The 25,035-nt window shown below is 70.5% G+C and carries 25 protein-coding genes; 19 read left to right on the top strand and 6 right to left on the bottom strand.

Going from position 1 to position 25,035, the window contains the following annotated elements; translation table 11 throughout:
• The first annotated feature begins 23 nt into the window (after positions 1–23).
• The 11 genes from ACWEGE_RS22395 to phoU all read left to right on the top strand — a co-directional run bounded on the left by ACWEGE_RS22395 (position 24) and on the right by phoU (position 13,355).
• Complete coding sequence (locus tag ACWEGE_RS22395) at positions 24–716, top strand: GntR family transcriptional regulator (RefSeq protein WP_449662375.1); 693 nt, start codon at positions 24–26, stop codon at positions 714–716.
• The gene (locus ACWEGE_RS22400; protein ID WP_449662376.1) at positions 713–1,708 is read left to right on the top strand and encodes an ADP-ribosylglycohydrolase family protein; all 996 of its coding nucleotides are present in this window, start codon (positions 713–715) and stop codon (positions 1,706–1,708) included. Before ACWEGE_RS22395 ends, ACWEGE_RS22400 begins: the two co-directional genes overlap by 4 nt.
• Positions 1,705–2,580 carry a PfkB family carbohydrate kinase gene (locus ACWEGE_RS22405; RefSeq protein ID WP_449662377.1) on the top strand — a complete coding sequence of 292 codons (876 nt, stop codon included), beginning with the start codon at positions 1,705–1,707 and terminating at the stop codon, positions 2,578–2,580. The genes ACWEGE_RS22400 and ACWEGE_RS22405 overlap by 4 nt, the downstream gene beginning before the upstream one ends.
• Positions 2,577–4,016: a purine-cytosine permease family protein gene (locus ACWEGE_RS22410; protein ID WP_449662378.1), complete on the top strand. Its 1,440-nt coding sequence runs from the start codon at positions 2,577–2,579 to the stop codon at positions 4,014–4,016. The genes ACWEGE_RS22405 and ACWEGE_RS22410 overlap by 4 nt, the downstream gene beginning before the upstream one ends.
• The gene (locus ACWEGE_RS22415) at positions 4,013–4,540 is read left to right on the top strand and encodes a cysteine hydrolase family protein (RefSeq protein WP_449662379.1); all 528 of its coding nucleotides are present in this window, start codon (positions 4,013–4,015) and stop codon (positions 4,538–4,540) included. Before ACWEGE_RS22410 ends, ACWEGE_RS22415 begins: the two co-directional genes overlap by 4 nt.
• Before the next feature lie 10 nt (positions 4,541–4,550).
• The gene (locus tag ACWEGE_RS22420) at positions 4,551–7,547 is read left to right on the top strand and encodes an NACHT domain-containing protein (RefSeq protein ID WP_449662380.1); all 2,997 of its coding nucleotides are present in this window, start codon (positions 4,551–4,553) and stop codon (positions 7,545–7,547) included.
• Positions 7,544–8,377 (top strand): alpha/beta fold hydrolase, encoded by an 834-nt coding sequence (locus ACWEGE_RS22425; protein WP_449662381.1) that lies wholly within the window; start codon positions 7,544–7,546, stop codon positions 8,375–8,377. Before ACWEGE_RS22420 ends, ACWEGE_RS22425 begins: the two co-directional genes overlap by 4 nt.
• 86 nt (positions 8,378–8,463) lie before the next feature.
• Positions 8,464–9,027 carry an isopentenyl-diphosphate Delta-isomerase gene (gene idi, locus ACWEGE_RS22430; protein ID WP_449662382.1) on the top strand — a complete coding sequence of 188 codons (564 nt, stop codon included), beginning with the start codon at positions 8,464–8,466 and terminating at the stop codon, positions 9,025–9,027.
• A gap of 120 nt (positions 9,028–9,147) precedes the next feature.
• On the top strand, positions 9,148–9,822 hold the full coding sequence (locus ACWEGE_RS22435) for a GGDEF domain-containing protein (RefSeq protein WP_449662383.1): 675 nt from the start codon (positions 9,148–9,150) through the stop codon (positions 9,820–9,822).
• A gap of 1,401 nt (positions 9,823–11,223) precedes the next feature.
• Positions 11,224–12,606, top strand: coding sequence for an LCP family protein (locus tag ACWEGE_RS22440; RefSeq protein WP_449662510.1), 1,383 nt, complete (start codon positions 11,224–11,226; stop codon positions 12,604–12,606).
• A gap of 83 nt (positions 12,607–12,689) precedes the next feature.
• The gene (gene phoU, locus ACWEGE_RS22445) at positions 12,690–13,355 is read left to right on the top strand and encodes a phosphate signaling complex protein PhoU (RefSeq protein ID WP_449662384.1); all 666 of its coding nucleotides are present in this window, start codon (positions 12,690–12,692) and stop codon (positions 13,353–13,355) included.
• Positions 13,356–13,415: 60 nt separating this feature from the next.
• Here phoU and pstB read toward each other — a convergent pair whose 3' ends face one another.
• The 6 genes from pstB to ACWEGE_RS22475 form a co-directional block, all read right to left on the bottom strand.
• Complete coding sequence (pstB, locus tag ACWEGE_RS22450; RefSeq protein WP_125308653.1) at positions 13,416–14,192, bottom strand: phosphate ABC transporter ATP-binding protein PstB; 777 nt, start codon at positions 14,190–14,192, stop codon at positions 13,416–13,418.
• 10 nt (positions 14,193–14,202) lie between these two features.
• On the bottom strand, positions 14,203–15,123 hold the full coding sequence (gene pstA / locus ACWEGE_RS22455; RefSeq protein WP_449662385.1) for a phosphate ABC transporter permease PstA: 921 nt from the start codon (positions 15,121–15,123) through the stop codon (positions 14,203–14,205).
• A 2-nt stretch (positions 15,124–15,125) separates the two neighbouring features.
• Complete coding sequence (gene pstC / locus ACWEGE_RS22460) at positions 15,126–16,049, bottom strand: phosphate ABC transporter permease subunit PstC (RefSeq protein WP_449662386.1); 924 nt, start codon at positions 16,047–16,049, stop codon at positions 15,126–15,128.
• A 198-nt stretch (positions 16,050–16,247) separates the two neighbouring features.
• Positions 16,248–17,378 carry a phosphate ABC transporter substrate-binding protein PstS gene (gene pstS, locus ACWEGE_RS22465; protein WP_449662387.1) on the bottom strand — a complete coding sequence of 377 codons (1,131 nt, stop codon included), beginning with the start codon at positions 17,376–17,378 and terminating at the stop codon, positions 16,248–16,250.
• A gap of 225 nt (positions 17,379–17,603) precedes the next feature.
• Positions 17,604–18,527, bottom strand: coding sequence for a mycothiol synthase (mshD, locus tag ACWEGE_RS22470; RefSeq protein ID WP_449662388.1), 924 nt, complete (start codon positions 18,525–18,527; stop codon positions 17,604–17,606).
• 72 nt (positions 18,528–18,599) lie between these two features.
• Entirely contained in the window at positions 18,600–19,349 is a 750-nt protein-coding gene (locus ACWEGE_RS22475) for a response regulator transcription factor (protein ID WP_449662389.1), read from the bottom strand.
• 152 nt (positions 19,350–19,501) lie between these two features.
• Here ACWEGE_RS22475 and ACWEGE_RS22480 point away from each other — a divergent pair, with 152 nt between their 5' ends.
• The 8 genes from ACWEGE_RS22480 to ACWEGE_RS22515 all read left to right on the top strand — a co-directional run bounded on the left by ACWEGE_RS22480 (position 19,502) and on the right by ACWEGE_RS22515 (position 25,011).
• Complete coding sequence (locus ACWEGE_RS22480; protein ID WP_449662390.1) at positions 19,502–20,401, top strand: LmeA family phospholipid-binding protein; 900 nt, start codon at positions 19,502–19,504, stop codon at positions 20,399–20,401.
• 11 nt (positions 20,402–20,412) lie between these two features.
• Complete coding sequence (locus tag ACWEGE_RS22485) at positions 20,413–20,838, top strand: TlpA family protein disulfide reductase (RefSeq protein WP_449662391.1); 426 nt, start codon at positions 20,413–20,415, stop codon at positions 20,836–20,838.
• 268 nt (positions 20,839–21,106) lie between these two features.
• On the top strand, positions 21,107–21,541 hold the full coding sequence (locus ACWEGE_RS22490; RefSeq protein ID WP_449662392.1) for a DUF4395 domain-containing protein: 435 nt from the start codon (positions 21,107–21,109) through the stop codon (positions 21,539–21,541).
• A gap of 30 nt (positions 21,542–21,571) precedes the next feature.
• Positions 21,572–22,408: a sulfurtransferase gene (locus ACWEGE_RS22495; RefSeq protein WP_449662393.1), complete on the top strand. Its 837-nt coding sequence runs from the start codon at positions 21,572–21,574 to the stop codon at positions 22,406–22,408.
• The gene (locus ACWEGE_RS22500) at positions 22,408–22,719 is read left to right on the top strand and encodes a DUF1416 domain-containing protein (protein ID WP_410637385.1); all 312 of its coding nucleotides are present in this window, start codon (positions 22,408–22,410) and stop codon (positions 22,717–22,719) included. Before ACWEGE_RS22495 ends, ACWEGE_RS22500 begins: the two co-directional genes overlap by 1 nt.
• A 234-nt stretch (positions 22,720–22,953) precedes the next feature.
• Entirely contained in the window at positions 22,954–23,568 is a 615-nt protein-coding gene (locus ACWEGE_RS22505; protein WP_043775837.1) for an FABP family protein, read from the top strand.
• Between the two features lie 4 nt (positions 23,569–23,572).
• Positions 23,573–24,169: a 5-oxoprolinase subunit PxpB gene (gene pxpB / locus ACWEGE_RS22510; protein WP_449662394.1), complete on the top strand. Its 597-nt coding sequence runs from the start codon at positions 23,573–23,575 to the stop codon at positions 24,167–24,169.
• Complete coding sequence (locus ACWEGE_RS22515) at positions 24,166–25,011, top strand: 5-oxoprolinase subunit C family protein (RefSeq protein WP_449662395.1); 846 nt, start codon at positions 24,166–24,168, stop codon at positions 25,009–25,011. Before pxpB ends, ACWEGE_RS22515 begins: the two co-directional genes overlap by 4 nt.
• Positions 25,012–25,035: the final 24 nt, after the last annotated feature.

Below are 25,035 nucleotides of genomic sequence, written 5' to 3' on the forward strand. Positions count from 1 at the left end.
ACCCCGGGTGTACAGGTGTGTACATGTACAGCAAGCGGCAGCAGCTGGTCGGCGATCTCACCGACCTGATCCGCTCCGGGCGCCTCGCCAACGGCGAACGCCTCCCTGGTGAGCACCAGCTCGCCCTGCAGTACCAGGTCAGCCGCGGCACCGTCCGCAACGCCCTGTCCGAGCTCCAGCAGCTCGAGCTCATCTCCACCCAGGCCGGTGTCGGATCGTTCGTCACCTTCGACGGCGTCCAGCTCGACCAGCGGATCGGCTGGGCCCGCGCGCTCGCCGACGCCGGTGCGCCGGTCACCACCGAGCTGCTCGGCATCGAGACCGTCGAAGACGTTGTCCTGGCAGAAGAATTCGGCGAGCGGGCCTACGTCGCCGTGCGACGGCTGCGGCGGGAGCACGACCGCGGTATCTCGCTCGAAACCGCCACCGTGCCCGCCGTCGGGCCGCTCGCCGACCTCCCCGCGACCGGCCTGCGGGACGGCTCCCTGACCAGGACCCTGGAAACCGCCGGCCGGGTCTCCGTCGGCGGCGACCAGTGGATCAGCACCGAACGCCTCGACGCCTGCGCCGCCGGACTACTCGGCCGGAGCATCGGCGAGCTCTTCCTCCGCGCCGAACGCACTTCGGTCGACGTCGAAGGCCGGCTCGTCGAGCGCGTCGTCAGCCTCCTGGACCCGGACCGGTTCCAGTTCCACCTCACCTTCGGACACCGGTGACCGCGCGGGACCGGGCGCTCGGCGCGTTCACCGGGCTGGCCGTCGGCGACGCGCTCGGCATGCCGACGCAGTCGATGTCCCGCGCCGCCATCGCCGCCACCTACGGGCCGGTCACCGGCCTGCTCGCCGCCGCCGCCGAACAGCCGGTCGCGCCGTCGATGCCCGCCGGCTCGGTCACCGACGACACCGAGCAGGCCGTCCTGCTGGCCCGGCTGCTCATCGACGGCCGCGGCGTCGTCGAGCCGCACGTCTTCGCCGACGCGCTGCTGATCTGGGAGGCCGACATGGTCCGCCGCGGCTCCGCGGACCTGCTCGGGCCGTCCACCAAACGCGCGCTCACCCGGCTCCAGGACGGCGTCCCGGCCGACGAAGCCGGCCGCACCGGCACCACCAACGGCGCCGCCATGCGGGTGGCGCCGGTCGGCATCGCCACCCCACCGGAAGACCTGCACCGGCTGGTCGACGCCGTCGTCGCGACCGCGCGGGTCACGCACAACACCAGCCTGGGGATCGCCTCGGCCGCCGCGGTCGCGGCCGTCGTCTCCGCCGGCGTCGACGGCGCGAGCCTGGCCGAGGCGCTGGACGCGGGCGAACGCGCGGCCGTCGTCGGCGGGGAACGCGGGCACTGGGCACCCGGCGGGGAGATCGCCGCCCGGATCCGCTGGGCCCGCGACTGGGTGCGGGGGATGGCCCCGGCCGCCGTCGCCGACGCGGTCGCGCAGGTCATCGGCACGTCGGTCGCGTCGCAGGAATCCGTCGTGGCCGCGTTCGCGCTGGCCGAAGCCATGGGCGACGACCCGCCGGCGGCGTTGCGCCTCGCCGCCGGGCTGGGCGGCGACACCGACACCGTGGCCGCGATCTGCGGGGCGATGCTCGGCGCCGCGCACGGGGTCGGCGCGTTCCGCCCCGACGTCGTCGAGACCGTGCTCGCCGTCAACCGGCTCGAATTCGGGCCACTCGTCGACGAACTCCTGAAGCTGCGCCGCCGATGACCGGGCGGCTGGTGCACACCGGGCAGGTCGTCGTCGACCTCGTCATGGCGGTGCCGGCCCTGCCACCACCGGGCGGCGACGTCCTCGCGTCGTCGGCGAACCTGTTTGCCGGCGGCGGTTTCAACGTCATGGCCGCGGCCGCGCGATCCGGCGCACAGGTGCTTTATGCTGGCAGCCACGGAATCGGCGTCTTCGGCGATCTGGTCCGCGGCGCACTCGCGTCCGAAGGCATTGCACTGGCCCACGAATCACTGTCCGAAGTGGACACCGGAGTCGTGGTCGTGTTGGTCGACGCGACCGGTGAACGCACCTTCGCGACCGGTACCGGCGCCGAAGCACGACTGCGGGCGGCACTGCTCGACCAAGTCACCCCAAAGAATGACGACGTCGTGTACGTGAGCGGATACAGTTGGTTGCACGAGATCAATCGCGGCGCCCTTCTGGAGTGGCTGCCCCGGCTTCCCGGCTCGAGGATCCTGTTCGATCCCGGCCCCCTCATCACCGACATCAACCCTGGAGACCTCCATGACCTTTTATCCACAATAGACATATTGAGCTGCAACGCCCGCGAAGCCGAGGTGCTGGGCGAGCTGCCGCCCGTCGCCGTCGTCCGTGAAGGCGCGAGGGGTTGCCGCGTCCACGAAAACGGCCGGATCACGGACGTCCCCGCGTTTCCGGTCGACGCGGTGGACACCACCGGCGCCGGCGACACGCACTGCGGCGTGCTGGCCGCGGAGCTGTTGCGCGGCAGTACTGTCCTCGACGCCGCCGTGCGCGCCAACGCGGCGGCCGCGCTTTCGGTGACCCGGCGCGGCCCGGCGACGGCGCCGGGCCGGGAAGAGATCGACCAGCTGGTGGAGGCGACGACATGAGCGGTACCGAAGCCCGCGGGCTGAAGGTGGAGACCAACGGCCTCGACGTGATCGACGACGCCGAGCGGCGCGGACGGCCGCGGCAGCTGTTCTGGCCGTGGTTCGGCGCCAACGTGTCGGTGCTGGGGCTGAGCTACGGCTCATTCACCCTCGGCTTCGGCATCTCGTTCGGGCAGGCGCTGGTCGCCGGCGTCGTCGGCATCCTGTTCTCGTTCCTGCTGTGCGGGTTCATCGCCATCGCGGGCAAACGCGGGTCCGCGCCGACGATGCTGCTCTCCCGGGCGGCGTTCGGCGTGCGCGGCAACCGGCTGCCGTCGGCGATCTCGTGGCTGCTGACGGTCGGCTGGGAAACCGTGCTCGCCGCGCTGGCGACACTGGCCACCGCAACAGTGTTCGAGCGCCTCGGCTGGGGCGGCGGAACACCGACGAAGGTGGTCGCGCTCGTCGTGGTGGCGGCGCTGACCGTCGCCGCCGGCGTGCTCGGCTTCGACGCGATCATGCGGCTCCAGACGTGGATCACCTGGATCACCGGGGTGCTCACGGTCGTCTACGTGGTCCTCGTGGCCGGCGACGTGCACTGGGCGGCGGTGCGCGCGCTGCCGTCCGGTTCGGCCCAGCAGTGGGTGGGCGCGCTGGTGTTCCTGATGACCGGCTTCGGCCTCGGCTGGGTCAACGCGGCGGCGGACTACTCGCGCTACCTGCCGCGGTCGTCGTCGAGCCGGGGCGTGGTGGGGTGGACGACGTTCGGCGCGTCGGTGGCACCGGTGGTGCTGCTGGTGTTCGGGCTGCTGCTGGCCGGCTCGTCACCGGACCTGAACAAGGCGATCGCGGCCGACCCGATCGGCGCGCTGACCACGTTGCTCCCGCTGTGGTTCCTGGTGCCGTTCGCGATCGTCGCGGTGCTCGGCCTCGTCGGCGGCGCGGTACTGGACATCTATTCGTCGGGGCTGGCGCTGCTGTCGGCGGGCCTGCGCATCCCCCGTCCGGTGGCGGCGCTGGTCGACGGTGTGATCATGATCCTCGGCACGATCTACATCGTCTTCTTCGGCGGCGAATTCCTGGGCCAGTTCCAGGGTTTCCTGGTGACGCTGGGCGTCCCGGTGGCGGCCTGGTGCGGCGTGATGCTCGCGGACGTCCTCCTGCGCCGCCGCGACTACGCCGAGCCGGACCTGTTCGACCCGGCCGGCCGCTACGGCGACGTCCGGCTGGGCCCGATCGCCCTGGTCCTGGTGGCCACGGCGCTCGGCTGGGGCCTGGTGACGAACACGTCCGCGGAGTGGCTGAAGTGGCAGGGCTACCTCCTGGAACCGTTCGGTCTGGGCGGCCGCGAGGGCGCGTGGGCCTTCGCGAACCTCGGCGTGCTGCTGGCGCTGGCCCTCGGCTTCCTGGTGACATTGCTGACGCGGCGGCGGGTCCGCGAACAGGAGGCAGCGTGAAGAGAATCCTGGCGGTCATCGACCTGCAGAACGTGTTCGCCGACCCGGCGAGCCCGTGGTTCACCCCCCGCTTCGCCGAGGTGGTTCCACGGATCCACCGCCTGGTGACGGCGTTCGGCGAAGACGTCGTGTTCACCCGCTTCGTCGCCCCTCGGCGTCCGGAAGGAGCTTGGCGCCGGTACTACGAGCAGTGGCCGTTCGCGTTGCAGCCACCAGAGGCGCAGCTGTACCAGGTGGTCGCCCCGTTCACTCCACCATCCACAGTGGACGCGTCCACCTTCGGCAAGTGGAACGCCCGCATGGCCACCCGGGTGGGCGGCGCGGGCTTGGTGCTGGCGGGCGTCTCGACGGACTGCTGCGTGCTGTCAACGGCCTTGTCGGCAGCGGATGCGGGCGTCGCGGTCACGGTGGTGTCCGACGCATGCGCAGGCGCGGACGACCAGAGCCACGAGAAGGCCCTGGACATCCTGCGGCTGTACACCCCGCTGGTGACGGTGGCCACCTCGGCGGAGGTGCTCGGCTAAACTACCGCCGGTGACCGGGCTCGAAGCATCAGCGATCGCGTTGACGACTGCGGTGGTGAAAGCGGCCGCGAAGGTCTGGCTGGGTGACCGGGTGATCGCCGCGGACGCCTCGGCGAAAGTCTTCGATCTGCTCGAAAAGCAGGTCACCGGCCTCAACGACCGCCGCAAGCTCCGGCTGCTGTTCACCAACCTCGAATCCCGGGTCGCCGACCGGCTGCTGCCCTTCCTCGACGTCGAGTTCCGGGCGTTGCCGGACAACGAGCGAGCGGCCGCGGTGGAGGCGGTGCACGAGACGTTCGAGCGCGCCGCACTGACCGACGACGACCTGTTCGCTACCGACCTCGACGCCACGTACCTCTACCGCTACCTGCTCCGGACCGTCCCCGGTGTCACCAGGCTCCTGTCGGCCGACGCGACCGAGCTGTACCAGCGGGTCCTGCGGGAATGCTGCGCGTACCTGGTGCAGGTGACGAGCACCCTGCCCCGCTTCCAGCCGGGCGCGCTCGTCGAGATCCTCCAGCGCGAGACGGAGATCCTCGAAACGGTCCGGAACGTGCTGGCGACGCTGCCCGAACGTCGCCACCCGGACGACTTCGCCGCGGACTTCCGCCGCCAGGTCGTGACGGCGCTCGACCGGATGGCGCTGTTCGGCGCGGGCTTGGCCGAGGCGACCCGGCTGTACCCGCTGTCGGTCGCCTATCTGAGCCTGAGCGTCACGTCCGAGCAGGACGTCCCCGGCGACCGGATCGAGCACGTGTTGCCGCGGACGTCGAGGATCCTGCTGCGCGGTGAAGCCGGCTCCGGCAAGACGACGCTGCTGCAGTGGCTGGCCGTCCAGTGCGCGAGCCGGCAGTTGCAGAACGTCGACGGCTGGGATTGCCTCGAGCCGTTCCTGGTGCGGCTGCGCCGGTTCAGCCACTCACCGCTGCCGACACCGGAACGCTTCCTCGACGAGGTCGGCAGGCACATCGCCGACGAAATGCCGTCCGGCTGGGTGCAGCGGCACCTGCGTCAGGGCCGGGCCGTCGTGCTCGTCGACGGCCTCGACGAGGTTCCGGACGAGCGCCGCCGCGAGGTGCGCGAGTGGCTGCGCGAACTCGTCGGCGCGTTCCCCCGTGCCCGGTTCGTCGTCACCACGCGCCCGGCCGCGGTGGCCACCGGCTGGCTGCGCGACGAGGGGTTCACCGAGGTCCGGCTCCAGCCGATGACCCCGCGCGACGTCCGGACGTTCGTGACCCGCTGGCACCGAGCACTGCCCGGCGAGCCGCTCGACGAAGAACGCGACGCCCTGATCGCGGCGATCGGTGCCCGCGGCCCGCTGCGGCGGCTCGCCGAGAACCCGCTGCTGTGCGCGTTGCTCTGCGCACTGCACCACCAGGGCAACGGCCGGCTCCCGGAGAACCGGATGGAGCTGTACGACGTCGCGTTGCGCATGCTGCTCGACAGCCGCGACATCGAGCGCGGGATCGAAGCTCCGGTCCGGCTTTCGCTGACCGAGAAACTGGTGCTGCTGCGAAGCTTGGCGTACTGGCTGGTCCGCAACGGCCACACGGACGTCCCGGCCGCCGACGCCGAAGCCCGCATCACGGCGAAGCTGCGTTCGATGGGCCAGATCGACGTGACACCGCGAACGGTGTTCCGCCACCTCCTCGACCGCGGCGGCGTGCTGCGCGAACCGGTCCCGGGCCGCATCGACTTCGTGCACCGCACGTTCCAGGAGTACCTGGCCGCCCAGACGGCGGTCGAAGAGGACGACATCGGCATCCTGACGGCGAACGCCCACCGCGACGACTGGCGCGAGGTGGTGGTCCTGGCCGCGGGCCACGCCCATCTCGCGCAGCGGGAACGTCTGCTCGACGGCATCCTCCAGCGGGACACGGACGAGCAGGAACGGCTGAAGCTCGACCTGGTGGCACTCGCGTGCTTGGAAACGTCACCGGTGTTGGGCGAGCGGCTGCGCAACGAGATCGAAGACCGGGCCAGCACGCTGATCCCGCCTTCGAGCGAGGAGAAGGCGGGGGCACTGGCAAGAGCCGGTGAATTCGTCCTCGACCTCCTGGCCACCAGTGAACCCGAGACCCACGAAGAGACAGCGGCGACTGTCCACGCGATCGCGTTGATCGGCGGTCCGGCGGCGCTCGAACTGCTGACCCGCTACCGCAATGCCCGGGACCAGCGCGTGGTGGACGTGCTGGTCAGGTCCTGGCGTCGGTTCGACCCCGTCGAATTCGCCGAACGCGTGCTGGCCGACCTGCCGATCGATGGCCTGTTGATGACCGAACCCGCGACCCTTGCCGGCTTGAAGCACCTGCGGCATCTGAGGCACATCCTCTGCGACTTCACCGGCTCGAGGGAGTTCTGCCTTGCGCCGTTGGCGAGCACTTCGCTGGAAAGCATCATCCTGGAAGGGAGCCGGGCCGAGGAATCGATGGATATCGCACCGCTGGCCGAGATATCCACCCTTCACAAGATCATCGCCAGGACTCCGACACACGGGTGGGCGCGACTGGCCGAGCTGCCGAACCTGAATGCACTCACGCTGAGCCACGTCGAAGACATCGACCGGATGGCCGAGCTGAGCCCCTTGCGGCAGTTGACCGCGCTGACCCTGCACCAGCTCCCGGCCCTCACCGACTTGCGGTGTCTGTCCTTTCTGGATCAGCCGAACCAGCTCAGCTTCGAGGGCTGCCCCCGCCTGCGGGATGTCAGCGGCCTGGTTCGCTGGGCCGGCAGCCTGACCGAGCTCAGCTTCCTCGACTGCCCCGAGGTGGATCTGAGCTTGCTGCCTTCCCTGACCGGGCTCCGGGTGCTGCAGCTCGCGAACACCCCCGTACCGGACCTTCGGCTCGTGTCCCGCCTGAGCGCGCTCCGGGAACTGCACCTGAGCGGCAGCGGCGACGTCGATCTGAGCCCTCTCGCCGACCGGCCCGACCTCGAGGTGACAACGGCCTTCCGCCACCCGTACTTCGACGTGAAAGCGACCGCAAGCGATAGGTTCAGGTCGTGATCGACCACATCAGCATCCCCACCGAGGCCGGTTCCTTCGACGCCATCGCCGCCGGGCCCGAAGACGGCAGGCCCGTCCTGCTCCTGCACGGCTTCCCCGAAGCCGCGATCGAGTGGGAGCACCAGGTCGCCACGCTCGGGGTGCTCGGGTTCCGGGCCGTCGCGCCGGACCAGCGTGGCTACTCGCCGGACGTTCGGCCCGAGCAGGCGAGTGACTACTCGATCGATCACCTCGTCGGGGACGTCGCCGCCATCACCGAAGCGCTCGGGTGGCCGAAGTTCGACCTCGTCGGGCACGACTGGGGTGGCGCCGTTGCCTGGTGGACCGCCGATGCGCACCCCGAACGCCTTCGCAGCCTCGCCGTCGTCTCCACGCCGCACCCCGCCGCGCTCGCCGAGGCCATGAAGACCGACGAGGACCAGCACCTGCGTACGCGCTACATGACCGAGTGGCGGCAGACCCGCGTCACCGAACGGCGGATGCTGGAGAACGACGCCCGGGCGCTGCGCGAGATGTTCGATCGGCGCGTGTCGCCGTCGAAGGTCGACGACTACGTGCAGCGGCTGTCCGAACCGGGCGCGCTCACCGCCGCGCTCAACTGGTACCGGGCCGGGCGGCCGGGTGGGAAGATCGGCAAGATCGCCGTGCCGACGCTGTACGTCTGGAGCACCGAGGACGTCTCCTTCGGCTCCACCGCCGCGCTCGACACCGCCAACTGGGTCACCGGGCCCTACCGCTTCGAAATGCTCGAAGACGTCACGCACTGGGTGCCGGAGGAGGCGCCGGAAGCCGTCACCACGTTGCTCGTGGAGCACCTCAACGCGCGGTGACGGCCCGTCACCCCGCCGGGCGGAGCCGGGTAACCCACCCGCCTCGCGGTACGGCGCCTCGAGGGCCGTCGTGTTCACTGGGACCCGTGGATACCGCGACCGAACCCGAGACCGAGCAGGTCGTCTTCGTCACCGAGGACGGCGTGCCCACCGGCGAGACCGGCCCGAAGCTGGCCAGCCACCACGAGCACACCCGGTTGCACCTGGCCTTTTCCTGCTACGTCCTGCGGCGCGGCGACAACGCCCTGCTGATCACCCAGCGCGCCCTCCACAAGAAGGTGTGGCCGGGGGTCTGGACCAACAGCGTCTGCGGCCACCCCGCGCCCGGCGAAACCCTGGAGGACGCCGTCCGGCGCCGCGCGGCCTACGAGCTCGGGCTGCCGTCGCTGTCCGGGTTGCACTGCGTGCTGCCGAGCTACCGCTACCGGACGCCGCCGTTCCAGGGGATCGTCGAGAACGAGTTCTGCCCGGTGTTCGCCAGCTGGGCCGACGTCGAGCCGGCGCCGAACCCGGAGGAGGTCGGCGACTGGCGCTGGGTCGCCTGGAGTGAATACACAGAGCTACTGAACGACCCGACGGCTAATGTGAGTTACTGGGCCAAGGACCAGTACGAGCAGCTCAAGGGCCTCGAACCGTTCACCGGGCTCTGATCCGGCTATTCCGGAGAGTCACCATCGCACTCCCGTTTGAGCGAAATTCACCTTCTTCCGAAGCGGTACCTCAAGCGGAGCCGTCCCCACGACGACAACCAAGGGGTGGTGGAGGTGGGGATGGTCGCCGAGGGCGAAGGCGCACCGGGACGGGCAGCCGGCCCGCAGCCGCCGGACCTGCTCCGCCTGCACGAGGCCATCGCCGGCCTCTTCGCCACCCAGGGCGACTGGCAGCGCGCCTACCAGCACCTGCGGTCCGCGCTGGAGATCGCGCGCGACGGCAGCCTCCGTGACGCGCTGACGTCGAGCTACAACCGCCGTTACTTCGACGAGCGGCTGTACGGACCGTTCACCGACCGCCCGCCGCTGGCGCTCGCGCTGATCGACCTCGACCGCTTCAAGAGCGTCAACGACACGTACGGTCATCTCGTGGGCGACCGCGTCCTGCGCCGCGTCGCCGATCTGCTGCAGGAGGACCTCCCGCCCGACGGCTTCTGCGCCCGCTACGGCGGCGAGGAGTTCGTGCTGTGGCTACCCGGGGTCGACGCCCGGCGCGCTGTCCGCGTCGTCGAGGACACCCGCCTGCGAGTGGCCCGTCATCCCTGGTCAGAACTGCAGCCGGGGCTGCGGGTGACCATCAGCGCCGGCTTGGCGCACGAGCCCGGGAGGCCGTCGTCCCCGGAGCGCCAGCTGCGCCGCGCGGACACCCTCCTTTATGCGGCGAAACGCGCGGGGCGCAACAAAGTCGCCTATCACGACGCGCAAACGACACAGTTAATATCCCACTCTGAGTAACGCAAAGGCGGCATTACTCCGTCTGTCGACAAGCGGTATCACCCGTTTGTCGACCCACACCGGCCGTTCGTCGACTCAAGGTGAAGAAAATTCCGGGAGGGTGTCGTCACGAACGGGGGGTATCCGTACGATAACGAAAACCTCCGGGGGAACGATCACCTCCTGCGGGGGAAGACGGCCAAGTCGAAGCCACCCTTCGATCGCGCGAAAGGAGACCGAGTGCCGGACGAGCTCGACAGCCCGGGAACCGGTCGCCGCCTCGACGGTCCCGCGCGGCCCCGGCCCGGACGGCGCCGGTCGATGGAGGACCAGGGCGGGATCAGCGTCTCGGACGTCGTCGCCAGGACCACCGGCGCCCGCCCGTTGCCGCCCCGCGAGCAGCAGGACCGCTCCGACCAGCCAGGACGCCGCGTCCGCGGTGACGAACCACCGGCCCCGGCGCGGACGTCGCAGCCGCGCGCCCCGAGGCGGGCGCAGGGCCCTGCCGAAGACCCAGTACCCACGGACGCCACTCGTCAATCGCGCACCCCGCGGCCCCGTCAGCCCCGCCGCACGACGGCCGCGGCCCCGCTGCCGGAGGCCCCGCTCCAGAGGCGCCCGCCGGCCGCGAACCCGGGCCCCCAGCAGACGACGGCGGCGCAGCAGCCGCCCAGGCGCCCCCGCCGCACCGACGCCTCCCAGGCCGACGGCGCCCCGCAGCGCCGCGCACCCCGCCCGGCCGCCGAGGGAGCCGCGGCTCAGCGCGGGGCCGGCGACGGCCCGGCTGTCCGCCGCCCCGTGGCTCCGGCCGACTCGGTGGAGAGTCCCGCAGCCCGCCGCCCGATGCCTTCGCCCGAGGCGCCGGTGCCTCCGCGCGCGACGCCGGACAGCCCGGCCCCCCGCCGCACCGCCGAGGGTGCCCGTCGCCCCGTGGCTCCGGCCGACGAAGCTGCGCCTCGACGCGCGGCCGCCGACGGTCCGGCGCCCCGGCGCACCGGCGAAAACCCCGCCACCCGCCGCGCCGCCGCCTCGGCCGAGGCGGCACCGCCGCACTCCACCGACGGACCGGCACCCCGCCGCACCGGCGAAATCCCCGTCTCCCGGCGCCCCGCGGCCCCGGCCGAAGCGGCGGCACCCCCGCACGCCGCCGACGGACCGGGATCCCGCCGCGCCGCCTCCGAAGGAGCCGCACCCCAGCGCGTCGCCGCAGACGGCCCGGCACCCCGCCGCACCACCGAAGGGCCCGCCCCCCAGCGCGCAGCCGCCGATGGTCCGGCTCCCCGGCGCACCGCGGAGAGCTCCCGTCGGCCGGCCGACGCTGCCGCGGTCCCCGGCGCCACCCCCGACAGCCCCGCGCCCCGGCGCGGTGAGGCCGGTGTCCCGCCGCGGGCCGCGCTCGATCCGCTGACCATGACCGACGAGATGGAAGCGATCGACGAGGCCACCCAGTACCGGCGCAAGATCGATCACACCCTCGCCCGGTTCTCCGCCGCGCACGACGAGATGGAAGCCGAGGAAGCCAAGCGGCGCGAACGCCGTGAACGGCTCTCGCCCACCTCGCTGATCGAAAGCACCCGCACCGCCCTGCAGCGCGTTGTCACGACCGCGCCCTCGGCTGAAGAAGACCAAGCCGAAGCCGAGGAGGCTCGGCAGCCGGAGAAGCAGCAGGAAAAGATCCGGCGGTCGGCGCTGGCCGGGCGGATCGCCGCCGCCGTCGTCGCCGGGCTCGTCTTCCTCGGGATCGGGGGGGCCTGGGGCGCCCAGACCTACTTCGACGCCAAGTTCACCCAGGTCTCCGCGCTCGACGAGAACTCCACCGACATCCAGGACGCCGAGGCGCAGGCCAACGACGAGAACTTCCTGATGGTCGGCTCCGACACCCGCGACGGCGCGTCCGCCGAGGAAGGCGTCGGGACCGCCGACAGCACCCCCGGCGCCCGGAGCGACACCGTGATGGTCGCGCACATCCCGGCCGACCGGAAGCGGGTCGTCGTCACGTCCTTCCCGCGTGACCTCGAGATCAACCGGCCGGAGTGCCAGCGCTGGGACCCGGCGCAGAACAAGAACACCGACCAGAAGGTCCCCGCGCAGAAGATCGCCAAGCTCAACACCGCGTACGCGGTCGGCGGGCCGTCGTGCGTCACCAAGGTGATCCAGCAGATCACCGGGCTGCGGATCAACCACTTCGTCGGCATCGACTTCAACGGCTTCAAGGAGATGGTCGACGCGGTGCACGGCGTCACCATCAACAACGAGATCCCCATCGACGACAGCATCCTCGGCAAGGTGCTGCTGCAGACCGGCGAAGTGACGATCTCCGGTGACCAGGCGCTGAACTTCGTCCGCGCGCGGCACGTCAAGGGCGACCCGACGTCCGACTACGGCCGGATCAAGCGGCAGCAGGAGTTCATCGGCGCGCTGCTCAAGAAGGTCATGTCCTCGGACGTCGTGCTCGACCCCGGCAAGCTCGGCGACTTCATCAACGCCTTCGCGAAGGCCACCTTCGGCGACAACCTCGGCGTCAAGCAGATGATGACGCTGGCCCAGTCGATGAAGGGCCTGGACCCGTCGAAGATCACCTTCCTCACCGTCCCGACGGTCGGCACGGCCAACAGCCGCGGCAACGAGGTCCTGGTCGTCAGCAAGACGAAGGCCCTCTTCGACGCGCTGCGCAACAACACCCCGCTGCCCAACCCGAACGCGCCGGTCCCGGTGAGCGAGCAGGCCCCGCCGACCAGCACCTCGAAGCCGAAGAGCACCGGCTCGAAGCCGACCAGCACCCGCAAGAGCACCTCCACGGGCTGATCCGCGAGGATCGTTAGTCCGGGTTCACGTGCGGTTCACCCGGCGATGCGGTATTCGGCCACGGTTGGCCGTAGGGTTGGGCCATGCGTGAGGCCTACCATGTCGAACTCGAACAGCTCGCCGACCACCTGGCCGGCATGTCGGTCCAGGTCGCCGACGCCATGGAGCGCGCCACGCGCGCTCTCCTGGAGGCCGACCTCAGTCTCGCCGAGCAGGTGATCAGCGACGACTCGAAGGTCGACGACGCCCGCGCCCAGTGCGAGGAGCAGGCGTACGCCCTGCTGGCCCTCCAGGCGCCGGTGGCGACCGACCTGCGCACGGTGCTCGCGGCGATCCACGCCGCCGAAAGCCTGGAGCGCATGGGCGACCTGGCGCTGCACGTGGCGAAGGCGGCCCGGCGCCGTCACCCCGAGCCGGTGCTGCCGGAGTCGGTGCGCCCGTACTTCACTGAAATGGGCGAGGTCGCGGTCAAGCTGGCCCGCCAGGTCGAGCAGGTCATCCACTCCAAGGACGTCGAAGCGGCGAAGACGATCGAGTCCGACGACGACCAGGTGGACGACATCCACCGCCACCTGTTCACGGTCCTGATGGACCGCGAATGGCCGTACGGCGTCGCTTCGGCGGTCGACGTCACGCTGCTGGGCCGCTTCTACGAGCGCTACGCCGACCACGCGGTGTCCGTGGCGAAGCGGATGATCTTCGTGGTCACCGGCAAGATGCCGGGCTACGGCACCGACGACGAAATCTGAGCTCCACCAACGAAAACTGCCCCCGGCCGCGGCCGGGGGCAGTTTCATTCCACTGAGGACTCAGCCGAAACGGCCGGAAATGTAGTCCTCGGTGGCCTTTTCGTCCGGGTTGGAGAAGATCTTCTCCGTGTCGTTCAGCTCCACCAGCCGGCCGGGCTGGCCGACGCCGGCGAGGTTGAAGAACGCCGTCTGGTCCGAAACCCGGGCCGCCTGCTGCATGTTGTGCGTCACGATGACGATCGTGTAGTCCTTCTTCAGCTCACCGATCAGGTCCTCGATCGCCAGCGTGGAAATCGGGTCCAGGGCCGAGCACGGCTCGTCCATCAGCAGCACGTCCGGCTGGACCGCGATCGCGCGGGCGATGCACAGCCGCTGCTGCTGACCACCCGACAGCCCGCCGCCCGGCTTGTTGAGGCGGTCCTTGACCTCGTTCCACAGGTTCGCGCCGCGCAGGGCGCGCTCGGCGATGTCGTCGAGGGTCTTCTTCCCCTTGGTGCCACCCAGCTTCAGCCCGGCGACGACGTTGTCCTTGATGGACATCGTCGGGAACGGGTTGGGGCGCTGGAACACCATGCCGATCGTGCGGCGCACCTGCACCGGGTCGACCGACGACGCGTAGATGTCCTCGCCGTCGAGCAGCACCTGGCCGTCCACGCGGGCGCCGGGGATCACTTCGTGCATGCGGTTGAGCGTGCGCAGCACCGTCGACTTGCCACAGCCCGACGGGCCGATGAACGCGGTGACGTTGCGCGGCGGCACGGACAGGGTGACGCCGTCCACGGCGTGGAACTTGCCGTAGTAGATGTCGACGTCCTTGACATCGATTCGCTTGGCCATCAGGAACAGCTCACTTCTTCTTCGGGGCGACGAGGCGCGCGAACACGGTGGCGAGGAGGTTGATCACGGCGATGATGAGCACCAGGGTCAATGCCGCACCCCAGATCCGGTCGAAGCCGACCGAACCCGGCTCCATCGGGTTGCTGACGCGCTCGTTGTTCATCAGCAGCGGCAGCGCGGCCTGCTCACCGCTGAAGATGTCCCAGTTCGTGAAGGCCGAGTAGCCGACCAGCACCAGCAGCGGCGCCGTTTCGCCCATGACACGAGCCAAGGCCATCATGATGCCGCCGATGATGCCGGACAGCGCCGTGGGGAGCACGATCTTCATGATCGTCTTCCACTTCGGCACGCCCAGCGCGTACGACGCCTCACGAAGGTCGTCGGGGACGATCCGCAGCATCTCCTCCGACGACCGGACGACCACCGGGATCATCAGCAGCACCAGGGCCAGCGACACGGCGAAACCGCTGCGCGGCAGGCCGAACGTGGTGATCCACAGCGCGTAGATGAACAGGGCGGCGACGATGGACGGCACGCCGGAGAGGATGTCGACCATGAACGTGGTCGCCTTGGCGAGCTTGCCGTTGCGGCCGTACTCGACGAGGTAGATCGCGACGAGCATGCCGATCGGGACCGCGATGACCGCGCACACCAGGCCCTGCAGCAGGGTGCCGATGATCGCGTGCAGGACACCGCCGCCGACTTCGTCGGACAGCACGGAGCCGAAGTCTTCGGTCCACCAGTTGCTGTAGGGGATGCGCTTGATGCCGTCGGCGATGACCGTGTAGAGCACCCACACCAGCGGGACGACGGCGATCAGGAACGACAGCCAGACCAGCGCGGTCGCCACGCCGTTCTTGATCTTGCGTCCCAGGCTGACCTGCTGGAACGCCGGAGTCGTCGCGGGTGCTTCGAGCGTTGAGGTGGACATGCTCAGTCCCCCTTCTTGTCGCCGATGATGGACCGCGCGGCGAAGTTCACGACGAAGGTGAGCACGAACAGCACCAGGCCGGCCGCGATGTACGCACCGGCCGAAACCTCGTTGTTGAACTCGCTGTAGTTCGCGGCGATCTTCGACGCGAAGGTCGCGCCACCGTCGAAGAGGCTCCAGTCGAAGTTCTTGCCCTGCGGGATGAGCAGGATGACGGCCAGCGCGATCGTCTCGCCCAGGGCGCGGCCGAGGCCGAGCATGGACGCGCCGACGTAGCCGGCCTTGCCGAACGGCAGGACCGTCGTGCGGATGACCTCCCACCGGGTGGCGCCGAGCGCCAGCGCACCTTCGATGTGCGGCGTCGGCGTCCGCTCGAAGACCTCACGCGAAAGCGAGGTGATGATCGGCAGGATCATCACGGCCAGCACGATGCCGGCGGTGAAGATCGTGCCGCGCACGCTCGGCGCGACGTTGCCGGGCGCCAGCAGGGGGAACCACGAGAACGTCTCGTTGATCCACTGCGCGAACGGCTCGATCGCCGGGGCGAACACGAGGATGCCCCAGAGACCGAAGATGATCGACGGCACCGCGGCGAGCAGGTCGATGACGTAGGCGAACGGCCGGGCGAGCCGCGGCGGCGCGTACTGGGTCAGGAACAGCGCGATGCCCAGCGAGACCGGCATCGCGATGATCAGGGCCACGACCGACGTCGCCACCGTGACCTCGAGCAGGTCGAGGATGCCGAACGACATGTTCGCGGGGTCGCCGGTCGACCAGCCGTGGTTCGTCAGGAAGTTGGCCTTGTTGGCCTGCAGCGCCGGGATCGCCTGGATGAGCAGGAAGAGCCCGATCAGGCCGATCAGGCCGACGACGAAGATCCCGGCCCCGGTGGTCAGGTTCTGGAAGATGCGGTCACCGGGCCGCACCTTCTTCGGTTTATCGGCCGCGGGCGGTTGCTTCTCCGCCGGCGGGGCTGCTTGCTCCGAAATCGGGACCTCCGGGGGCGTCGTGACGGACGACGAACGCCCACCGGGGTCGCCGGTGGGCGTTCGCGTCGAGGATGACTCGCTCATCAGCTACTTCTGACCAGCCTCTATCACTCGGGTGTCAGTCGCAACGCCGGTTCAGGAGATCGCCTTGACGGCGGCCAGAACCTTGGTCTGCAGCGACTGCGGGATCGGCACGTAACCCTTCGCGGACAGCGGCTGCTGACCGTCGGTGGCCGCCACCGTCAGGAACGCCTTGACGGCCTTCGCGACGTTCGGGTCCGCGTACTTCGAGCAGACGATCTCGTAGGTCGTCAGCAGCAGCGGGTAGGCACCCGGGGTGTTGCTGGCGTAGATGCCGTTGAGGTCGAGCGCGAGGTCGTTCGAGCCCTCCTTGAGGAACTTCGCCGCGTCGAGGGACTTGGCCACGTTCGCCGCGGACAGCTCGACGCCGCCGGAGCCGCTGTCGATCAGGGCCGCGGTCAGGCCGTCCTTGGCGAACGCGCCTTCGACGTAGGTGATGCCGCCGTCGGAGGCCTTCACCGCGGTCGCGACGCCGTTGGAGCCCTGCGCACCGTTGCCCACGCCACCGTTGAACTTCTTGCCGGCGCCCTTGGTCCAGTCCGCCTTCGCGGCCGCACCCAGGTACTTCTGGAAGTTGTCGGTGGTGCCCGACTCGTCGGCGCGGGAGACGACCTGGATCGGCTTGTCCGGCAGGTTCAGGCTCTCGTTGCCCTTGACCGCCTTGATGGCCGGGTCGTTCCACTTGGTGATCGCGCCGCTGAAGATCTTGGCGGTCACCGACGGGGTCAGCGTCAGCTTGTCCACCCCGTCGAGCTTGTAGGCGACGGCGATCGGGCCGACCACGAGCGGGATGTTCCAGGCGTCGCTGGCGCAGCGGGCCTTGGCGGCCTCGGCGTCGGCGTCCTTGATCGGCGAGTCCGAGCCACCGAAGTCGATCTGGTTGGCGTTGAACTGCTTGACGCCCGCGCCCGAGCCGCTCGGGTTGTAGTTGACCTGCTGGCCGGAGCACTTCTTGCCGTACTGCTGCGTGAAGATGTCGATGGCGTTCTTCTGCGCCGACGAGCCTTCCGCGGACAGCGGGCTCTTGCCGCCGCACTCCACGTCGGCGGTACCGGTCGCAGCGGGCGCCGACGCCGAGTTCGAGCTGCTGCTGTTGGTCGCCGCGGGGTCGGTACCACAGGCGGCGAGCACGAGGGCGGCGCTCGCGACGATGCCCACCGCGCTCAGGGGCCGCATGATCTTCACTGCTGTTTCCTCCATCAGGAGCTTGACCGGGTCGTCGCGGCGTGCTGCCGCGCCGGATCCGGACATTAGGCAGCCTCGGTGGACGGGCGCCCCTCTCCGGATGAACGGAAAGTGAACAAGGCTCCGGATGTGAGCAGTGCTACTGGCCTGAAAGAGTGCCGTGTCCCGGCCGTGACCTGGGCGTTCGCACACCGTGACGAGGTGTTCGCGCCGCGTCCACCGTGGTCACCGACCGTACTGGACGTCGGTTTCGTGACGCGCAAACCCGAGCTTGGTGTAGACCGCCAACGCCGGCGCGTTGTCGCCCTCGACGTACAGGATGATCTGCCGCAGCCCGCGGCTCGCGAGGTACCGCAGCCCGGCAAGGGTGAGCGCCCGCCCGAGCCCGCCGCCCTGCGCGGCCGGGTCGACGCCGACCACGTACACCTCGCCGACGCGCTCGCCACCGAACCGGCCGGGGGTGGGTTCGTGCACCTTCGTCCAGTGGAACCCGATGACGGTGTCTTCCAAGCTGCCGTTCGCTGTGTGCTTTTCCACGGCGAGGAAGAAGCCGTCCGCGTCGAACCACGGCCGGCGCTCGTCGGCACGGATGTCGTCGGCGGTCAGCGCGCCCTGCTCGGGGTGCCAGTCGAAGGCCCGCGCGTTGACCCGGACGACGGCCTCCTCGTCCTGGCCCGGCACGAACGTCCGCAGCGAGACGCCGTCACGCAGGACCGGCTCCGGCCAGTCCGCGCCTTCGACGTCGACGTGCAGGATCAGCAGCTCGCGCTTGCGCTCCAGACCGGCCTTCACGGCCAGCTCCCGCGCCGCCGGGTGGTCGCCGTGGGCCCAGATGCGGAAGCCGACCGCGGCCCGCTCGTCGACCGCTTGGAGGAGCTTCGCGCCGTAGCCGCGGCTGCGGTGGGCCGGGTGCACGAACAGCTCGGCGACCTGGTGCCCGAAGGAGTCGCCCGTGGTGTCGAGGTGGGCGTAGCCGACGACTTCGCCGTCGACGCAGGCCACGAGGTGCTCACCGCCGTCGAACTCGCCGGGCAGCGCGCCTTCGGGTTCGACCTCGGGCCGCCCGTCCGCCTCGCGCACGACCAGCAGCAGCCCGCGCACGTCGTCGAGCTGCTTCTCGTCCAGTTCCTGCCGCCACTCTCCGGTCACCCCTGCGACCGTACCCGCGCCGGCAGGCAACGCGACGGTTGTCGCCGCGTCCAGGTGAACGTGGGGATGTCGTCAGTGAGCGAGTTCGGGGGTCTCGGCGGGCGCTTCGGCCTGGGCCGGCACGCCCGGCCGCGGGCCGCCGCCCTTGGCCGGCCGCTCGAACTTGTAGCCGACGTTGCGCACGGTCCCGATCATCTGCTCGTGCTCGGGGCCGAGCTTGGCGCGCAGCCGCCGCACGTGGACGTCGACCGTGCGCGTGCCACCGAAGAAGTCGTAGCCCCAGACCTCCTGCAGCAGCTGGGCGCGGGTGAACACCCGGCCGGCGTGCTGCGCGAGGTACTTGAGCAGCTCGAACTCCTTGTAGGTGAGCTCGAGGGTGCGCTTGCGCAGGCGCGCGGTGTAGGTCGCCTCGTCGATCACCAGCTCGCCGACCCGCAGCTCGGCGTCGACCTGCGCGGAACCGCCGTCGCGGGTCGTGACCAGCCGCAGCCGGGCGTCGACCTCGGCGGGGCCGGCGGTCGGCAGCAGGATGTCGTCGGTGCGCCACTCGGCGCTCACGGCGACGAGCCCGCCTTCGCCGACGACGGCGATGATCGGGGTGGCCGCCTCTTCCTCGCCGGTGCCCTTGAGCAGGCGGCAGAGGCTCTTCGCCGAGGCCAGGTCGCTGCGGGCGTCGAGGAGGATCACGTCACGGTGGCCCGCGTCGAGCAGGGCCGTCACCTCGGGAGCGCGGACGCGTACGGTGTGCGGCAGCAGGTCCAGTGCGGGCAGCACCGACGTGGCGTCGGCCTCCGCAGTCAGTACCAGAAGGTCCAGGCTCATCAGCCGCACCGCCTTCTCGAGTCGTCGCCGCAAAGCGGCGTTGGTCGGTGCTAAGTGAGAATAGCGGTTGAACGGCCGGGCACCTAACCCTTGCTGGATCGATCACACCTGGAGGAATCCCGGTGTCCCCGACGAACAGGAGTACGGACGCGATGGTGAGCAGGCCCGTGACCCGGGACGACCGACCCGGACCGACGCCGGAAGCCCGGCGCCGCGGCCGCCGTGCGCGGCGGTGGGTGATCGCGCTGATCGTCCTGGTCCTGCTGCTGGTCGGCGCGGATTTCGGAGCCGCCGCGTACGCCGAGCACCTGATCTCGCAGAAAGCCCGCACGCAGCTGCAGCTCAGCGACGACCCGTCGGTGACGATCCACGGCTTCCCGTTCCTCACGCAGGCGCTGGGCGGTGACTACAGTCACATCAGCGTGTCCGCCGCCGGCCTGCCGGTCGCGGACAAGCTGCAGGACGTCGCGGTCAACGCCGAGCTCGAGGACGTCAAGGCGCCGCTGTCCGACCTCGCCAACGGCAACACGAAGGCGATCACCATCGGCCGGCTGACCGGCTCGGTCACCATCAAGGCCGCCGACCTGGCGCGGCTGTCCCCGCTGGACAAGGTCAAGGACCTGCGGATCGAGCCGTCGACCACCGAGTACGTCCAGAACGGCGACAGCGGGCAGAGCGAGCCGGCGCCGACCACGACGAAGACCACCGACGGCCAGGCCGAGCAGGACGAGTCGAGCACCGGTGTCCGCATTTCGGGACACCTTCAGTTCGCGGGCAAGGATCTGGAAATCTTCTGTTTCGCGATGATCGAGGCCGACGCCGCCAAGGGAACGATCAACTTCCTCCCGAAGCGGCTGCAGTTCGGGAACGACCAGGAGACCACCGTCGTCCCGGCCGCGGTGCAGAAGGCGCTGATGCCGAACTTCAACGCGTCGCTCAGCACGAAGGACCTGCCGCTGTCGGTCACCCCGACCGGCGTGCGGGTGCAGAGCGGATCGGTGACGATCAAGGGCAAGGCGGCGAACGTGTCCTTCGCGGACCTGAGCAGGTAGGGAGCGGTGCGGTGACGGGACTGTGGGTGCTCGTGGCGACGCTGGTCGCCGCCGCAGCCGTCGGCGTGCTGCTCAAGGCCCGCAACGGCCGGGTGCGCGACGCCAAGCCGGCGCGTGCGCTGCCCGCCCCCGTCACCGCCGCGCTCGACCCGGCGTCCGCGGTGACGCTGGTCCAGATCTCCACCACCTTCTGCGCGCCCTGCCGGCACGCGAAAGCCGTGCTCGCGCCGCTGGCGGAGCGGACCGACGGCCTGCACCACGTCGAACTCGACGTCACGAACGCCCCGGAGGTCGCGCAGTCGCTGGCCGTGCTGCGGACGCCGACCACGATCGCGCTGACCCCGGACGGCCGGGAGCTGCTGCGCGTCGGCGGGGTCCCCAAGGGACCGGAACTGCTGGCCGCCCTGCGCCCGCATCTCACGACTCGGACACCCTGACCAGGGCGTTGTCCCAGGTAACGGGAATCGTCCCAAGGAATGAACGTGGTTCCCACTCTGAGGGAGCTCTGGGTACCCTCGCACCCGTGACCGGGCTGACCACCTTCTTGACGCAGCGACGCGCAGTCGACCTCTGCCGCGTCCGCAGCAGCCTGTGTCGCGGTCGGTCCGACCGGCGCTGAACCGTTTCGATCCGGTCCCCACCAGCCCTGATGCCGCTGACGCGTGCCGTTCGCACGCACCTTTCTCTGCTCCAGCTGGAGGAACCATGCCCGCCGGACCGGCCGTCGACCCGCGTGGCCCGCGGTTCGCCGCCATCCTGACCACGATCGTGCTCGCGGTCGTGCTGGTCACCGAGTGGTGGCCGCTGCTGGCGGCCCAGACCGCCGTCTTCGCGATCGGCGCCTTCGCCGGCCTCAAGCCGGCGCCGTACTCGATCGTCTACCGCACGCTGGTGGCCCCGCGCCTCGGCCCGACCGACGAGCGGGAGGACGCGGCACCGCTGCGGTTCGCCCAGGCCGTCGGGTTCGTGTTCGCACTGGTCGGCACGGTCGGCTTCGCGCTCGACGTCCGTCCGCTCGGCATCGTCGCGACGGCGTTCGCGCTGTTCGCGGCCTTCCTCAACGCGGCCTTCGACTTTTGCCTCGGCTGCGAAATGTACTTGCTGATCAAACGCTTCAGCCCAGCCCGCGCGTCGTCCTGAAGTCCAACCCAGAAAGAGAGTTCTGTTCTCATGAGCCGTGAAGACGTCCTGGTCACCACCCAGTGGGCCGAGGAGAACCTGGACACCCCCGGCGTCGTGTTCGCCGAGGTCGACGAGGACACCACCGCCTACGACGCCGGCCACATCCGGGGCGCGGTGAAGTTCGACTGGCGCAAGGACCTGCAGGACGGGGTGCGCCGCGACTTCGTCTCCAAGGAGGGCTTCGAGAAGCTCCTCTCGGAGAAGGGCATCTCCAACGACGACCTCGTGATCCTCTACGGCGGCAACAACAACTGGTTCGCCGCGTACGCGTACTGGTACTTCAAGCTGTACGGCCACGAGAAGGTCAAGCTGCTCGACGGCGGCCGCAAGAAGTGGGAGCTCGACGGCCGCGAGCTGAACTCCGACGAGGTCAAGCGCGACACGACCGACTACAAGGCGCAGGACCAGGACCTTTCGCTGCGCGCGTTCCGCGACGAGGTCGTCCAGTCGATCGGGTCGAAGAACTTCGTCGACGTGCGCTCGCCCGACGAGTTCTCCGGCAAGCTGCTCGCCCCGGCGCACCTGCCGCAGGAGCAGTCCCAGGTTCCCGGCCACATCCCCGGCGCGCTGAACGTGCCGTGGGCGAAGGTCGCCAACGAAGACGGCACCTTCAAGACCGAGGAAGAGATCAAGGAGCTGTACAAGGACGAGGGCATCGACGAGGGCAAGGGCACCATCGCCTACTGCCGCATCGGCGAGCGCTCTTCGATCGCGTGGTTCGCGCTCCACGAGCTGCTGGGCTACGAGGACGTGAAGAACTACGACGGTTCATGGACGGAATACGGCTCGCTCGTCGGCGTGCCGGTCGAGTTGGGAGCCAAGTGATGGCGGTTGACGACAGCTGCGGCGCACCGGTCCAGGAGGCCACGCCGTCGGACTTCGACACGCGCGGGCAGGTCGTGCTCGCCGGCAAGGTGACGGGTGCGAACGGGCCGGTCGGCGGCGCGTTCGTCCGGCTGCTGGACGGCGGCGGCGACTTCACCGGCGAGGTCGTCTCGTCGGCCGACGGCGACTTCCGCTTCTACGCGGCGCCGGGCGAGTGGACGGTCCGCGCCCTGCACCGCACCGGCAACGGCGAAGCCTCGGTCACCGCCGAGGGCCCCGGCCTGCACCAGCTGGCCATCTCGGTCGCCTGAGTCCCGTTCCACCCGCGAAGGCCTTCCTGCTCCGGCAGGGAGGCCTTCGCGGCGTTTCCGGGCGGGTGACCGTGCTCACCGCGCCGACCCTGCGCAGGGCCGTTCCGGACCGGGCGGACTATTCTGCGGGGCGTGGAAGCCTTCTTTACGACTCTGCTGGTCCTCGCCGGCATCGCGATCACCTGGTTCGCCGTGTACGTCGTCTACCGGCTGTACGCGGACCAGCGCTGACCCATGACCGCCAGCGGCGACGAAGCCATCGTGGCAGCGGAGAGGCGCGCGGAGAGCACCCGCTCGCGCAACCTCCCGCTGTGGGACGACCTGCCCATCCCCAACGACACCGCGAACCTGCGCGAGGGGCCGAACCTCAACGACGCCTGCCTCGCGCTGCTGCCGCTCGTCGGCGTGTGGCGCGGTGAGGGCGAGGTCGACTACCCGACCATCGACGGCCCGCGCAAGTTCGCGCAGCAGCTGACGATCTCCCACGACGGCCGTCCGTTCCTGATCCACGAGTCCCGTGCGTGGCTGCTGGACGACGACGGCAACGTCATCCGCCCCGCCGCCCGCGAGTCCGGGTTCTGGCGGCCGCAGGCGGACGACACGATCGAGCTGCTGCTCACCCACAACACCGGCATCGTCGAGCTGTACTACGGCAAGCCGCGCAACCAGACGTCCTGGGAGCTCGGCACCGACGCGGTGATCCGCACGGCCACGGCCAAGGACGTCACCGCGGCCCAGCGCCTGTACGGCCTGATCGAGGGCTCCCTCGGCTACGTCGAGGAGCGGGCGATGGTGGGCCAGGAGATGCAGCCGCACACCTCGGCCCTGCTGCACCGCGTCGCCGGCTGACGCCGTGCGCTGGCGGCGGTGCGGCGAGGACGCCGCCCTGCTCGACTGCGACTCGCTCGACCAGATGCGGGCCGCCCACGCGACCGTGCTCGCCGCGCGCCCGCCCGGGGTCGTCGACCTCGTGCCGGGTGCGCGCAGCCTGCTCGTCGTCGGCGGGGTCGCGGCCGTGCGCGCCCTGCTGGAGGCCGCCGACCTCACGCACCCACCCGCGGACGAAGCCCGCGAAGTGACCCTCGACGTCCGCTACGACGGCGAGGACCTGGCCCTGATCGCCGCCGACGCCGGGATCTCGCCCGAAGCCGTCATCTCGATGCACACCGGAGCCGGCTACACCGTGGCGTTCACCGGCTTCGCGCCCGGCTTCGGCTACCTGACCGGGCTTCCGGCCCCGCTCCGGCAGCCTCGTCTGGCGTCCCCGCGGACCCGCGTCCCGGCCGGGTCGGTCGGCATCGCCGGCGAGTTCACCGGCGTCTACCCGCGCGAGTCACCGGGTGGCTGGCGGCTGCTCGGGCACACGTCGGCGACGCTGTTCGACCCGAAGGCCGACCCGCCCGCGTTGTTCGCGCCGGGTGACCGGGTGCGCTTCCGGAGCGTCCGGTGAGAAGCCTGGAAGTGCTCGACCCCGGGCGGTACGCGCTGGTCGAGGACCTGGGCCGGCCCGGGTACGCCCACTTGGGGGTCGCGCCGTCCGGGGCACTCGACCAGGCGTCGCTGCGGCTGGCGAACCGGCTCGTCGGCAACCCCGAGGGCGCCGCCGGGATCGAAGCCCTGCTCGGCGGGCTCTCCGTGCGCTTCACCACCGCGGTGACGGCGGCGGTCACCGGCCCGGCGGTCGACGTCCGGGTCGACGGACGGCCGTCCGGGTCGCACGCGCCGCTGCCGGTTCGTGCGGGTCAGACGCTGACGCTGGGCACGCCTTCGGCGGGCCTGCGCTGCTACCTGGCCGTCTCCGGGGGCATCGCCGTCGAGCCGGTGCTCGGGAGCCGCTCCCGGGACGTCCTGTCCGGCATCGGCCCGCCGCCGCTGCGCGCCGGCGACGTCCTGCCGCTCGGCGAGCCCGGGATTCCGGTCGGTGCGGACGTCGTCGCCGGGGTCCTGGCGCCCGGCGAGCTCGTGGTGCCCGTGACGCTCGGTCCGCGCGACGAGTGGTTCGAGGACCCGGCCGCCGGGCTCTCGGCGGGCTGGAAGGTCACGGCCGAGTCGAACCGGGTCGGCCTGCGCCTCGACGGGACGCCGCTGCGGCGGGCCGTCGACGGCGAGCTGCCCAGCGAGGGCGTCGTCACCGGGGCGATCCAGGTGCCGCCGAGCGGGCGGCCGGTGGTGTTCCTCGCCGACCACCCGACCACCGGCGGCTACCCGGTCGCCGCCGTCGTGAAGACGGCCGCGCTGAGCGCCCTCGGGCAGGCTCGGCCGGGTACCCGAATCCGCTTCCGGCCTTCCTGAGCAAGGCGTACCGCCGCGCGGGTG

It is taken from the genome of Amycolatopsis sp. NPDC004747, assembly GCF_053601335.1.